General features: G+C 67.4%; 1 protein-coding gene. It reads right to left on the bottom strand.

All coding sequences use genetic code 11. The features are described from left to right. Positions 1–93 precede the first annotated feature (93 nt). Complete coding sequence (tssH, locus tag GJV78_RS22470) at positions 94–2742, bottom strand: type VI secretion system ATPase TssH (RefSeq protein WP_155110278.1); 2649 nt, start codon at positions 2740–2742, stop codon at positions 94–96. Positions 2743–2939: the final 197 nt, after the last annotated feature.

The raw sequence follows: 2939 nt of genomic DNA, 5'->3' as shown, positions 1-2939 counted from the left end.
CCTCTCCTTCAAAGGCCAGCACGTCAAGGGCGGCGTCGCAGCCCCTGACCGCCAGCAGGTGGTGGCTGTGGCTGTACCGTATGGGAAATGGCGCTACGGACATGCTTCTTCTCTGGTTAATTCGTCAAAACTCATCCCGATCCCCGTCTCTTCATCCCAGTCAAGCTGCAGACGCCGCGGCCTCCGCCCCGCCGCCATTGATTCCAGCAGTTGACCGCTCAGCACCGGCAGGATCTGCTGGTTCAGCAGGCTGTCAACGTTACGCGCCCCCGTATCGGGCAGCAGGCACGCATCCGTCAGCGCGCCGTACAGCGCCTCGCTTATCTCCGTCTCCATCCCGTAGTGCCGCGACAGCCGCCCGCTCACCTGCGACAGCTTCATCGCCACGATCTCACGCATCGCCTCCCGGCCCAGCGGACGGTAAATGACCGTCTGGAAACGCGCCAGCAGCGCCGGCTGGAAGTGATCGCGCAGCACCGGACGCAGCAGCTCCTGCAGCGTCGACTCCGTTGCCTCCGGCTCCTCCTCAAGGTGCGCCATCAGCAGGTCGCTTCCCAGGTTCGAGGTCATCAGGATCACCGTGTTGCGGAAGTCTATTTCCCGCCCCTCGCCGTCCCGCATAAAGCCCCGGTCAAAGACCTGATAAAACAGATTCATCACGTCCCGGTGCGCCTTCTCCACCTCGTCAAGCAGCACCACGCTGTACGGCCGCCTGCGCACCGCCTCCGTCAGGATCCCCCCCTGTCCGTAACCCACGTAGCCCGGCGGGGAGCCCTTCAGCTGCGATACCGTGTGCGGCTCCTGATATTCAGACAGGTTGATGGTGATAAGCGCTTTCTCTCCGCCGTACAGCTCGTCCGCCAGCGCCAGCGCCGTTTCGGTCTTCCCCGTCCCGCTCGGACCTACCAGCAGGAACACCCCCTGCGGCCCGCTCTCCGGCGACAGCCCCGTCTTCGACGCCCGCAGCCGCTGCGCGATGGCCGTCAGCGACGCCCCCTGGCCCACTACCCGCCGACCCAGGCTGTGCTCCAGCGCCAGCAGCTCCGTCTGTTCGTCCTTCATCAGCGAGGAGAGCGGTACTCCGGTCCAGTCGGCGATAACCGTGGCAACGGTCCGCGCGTCAACGTCCGGCGTCAGCAGCGGGCTGCCCTGCTGCACCGCCTCCAGCTGCGCCTGCAGCGCCGCGCTCTCTTCCCGCCGGGTGGCGTCCGCCCGGCTCGCCAGCAGCGCCCGGGCCAGCGCCTGCTCCTCTTCGTGGCGCGCCTCCAGCGCCCCCCTCGCCTCCGTCAGCCGCGCCTCCTCCTGGGCCATCTCCGCCAGCCGCGCCGTCTGCGACGGTCCGCCCAGCGCCATATCCTCCTGCAGCGCCTGCTTCTCCATCTCCAGCGCCGTCAGCGCCGCCGCCGTGCGGGTCAGCGCCTCCGGCACCGTGTCAAGGCTCATCCGCACCCGCGCCGACGCCGTGTCCAGCAGGTCCACCGCCTTGTCCGGCAGTTGCCGCCCCGTCAGGTAGCGCCGCGACAGGGTCACCGCCGCCCGCACCGCCTCATCGCTGATGTGCACTCCGTGGTGCTGCGCGTAGCGCGACTTCAGCCCCCGCAGCATCAGGCAGGCGGTGTCGTCGTCCGGCTCATCAACCTTTACCATCTGAAAACGGCGCTCCAGCGCGGCGTCGCGCTCAAAGTACTGCTTGTATTCGCTCCAGGTGGTAGCGGCGATGGTGCGCAGCTCACCGCGCGCCAGCGCCGGCTTCAGCAGGTTGGCCGCGTCCGCGCCTCCCGCCTGGTTCCCCGCCCCGATGATGGTATGCGCCTCATCAATAAACAGCAGCACCGGCGACGGCGACTGTTGTACCGCCTCGATGATATTCTTCAGCCGCTGTTCAAACTCGCCCTTCACTCCCGCGCCCGCCTGCAGCAGGCCGAGATCCAGAGTCCGCACCGACACCGGCTTCAGGCTGTCCGGCACGTTGCCCTCCTGAATGCGCAGCGCCAGCCCCTCCACCAGCGCGGTCTTACCGACCCCCGGCTCCCCTACCAGTATCGGGTTGTTCTTGCGCCGCCGGGAGAGGATGTCCACCATCTGGCGGATTTCGTTATCCCGGCCGAAGACCGGGTCGATTTTCCCCTCCCGCGCCCGGGCGGTAACATCCAGCGTGAACCGGTCCAGCGCGCCCTGCAGGCCGGGTGCCAGTCCGCCCTCCGTCACCGCAGTACCTTCGTTTGCCGTCTCTCCGCCGTCGCCCTGCGCCAGCTCCGCCTCCTGCTGCACCTCCGGGCGCTCGTCCGACTGCGCGTCCAGCAGCGGGCGCAGCCGCTCCAGCTGGCTCAGCCCCAGGGTCAGCAGCGGCCACAGGCCGTCACAGCGCACCAGCTTCGGGCTTTCCGCCAGCGCCATCAGCAGATGTACGCTGCGGATATGCGTCTCACCCGCCAGCGAGGCCCGCAGCCAGGCCGCCTGCAGCAGCGCCTGCAGCGGCTCCGACAGCTGCGGCCGCTCGCGTACCGAACGCGGCAGCCGGTCCATAAAGCCCAGCAGCGCCTGCCATATCGCGTCCATGTCCCACTCGTAGCGGCGGGCCAGTACCGTCAGGTCGCCCTCTCCCTGCTCCAGCAGCTTCAGCAGCCAGTGCTCTGGCAGGATGGACGCATGGGCGCGGGTCTGGCACAGGGAGGCCGCGCCTTCCATCGCGCGGGCGCAGTAAGGGTTAAGTCGGCGTAACAGGATGGCTGGATTTTCCATGAGATTCTCTCTTTATCAGTTCCGGACACGCTACCGCCCGTCGCTGTTTCCCGCTGGACAGGAACCCGGAGCGCACTGGGTCAGGCAGGCAGTTTGTGGTTTGCTTTACTGAGCGCCCGCCCCGGCGGACGCTCAGTAAAACTGCGGACAGGCGACCCCGTCCGCATCAGGTGATTACCCTGAATTATTCAGGCCAG

It is taken from the genome of Intestinirhabdus alba, from assembly GCF_009711095.1.
GTDB classification, from domain to species: domain Bacteria; phylum Pseudomonadota; class Gammaproteobacteria; order Enterobacterales; family Enterobacteriaceae; genus Intestinirhabdus; species Intestinirhabdus alba.
This window is presented reverse-complemented; position numbering and strand designations above follow the sequence as displayed.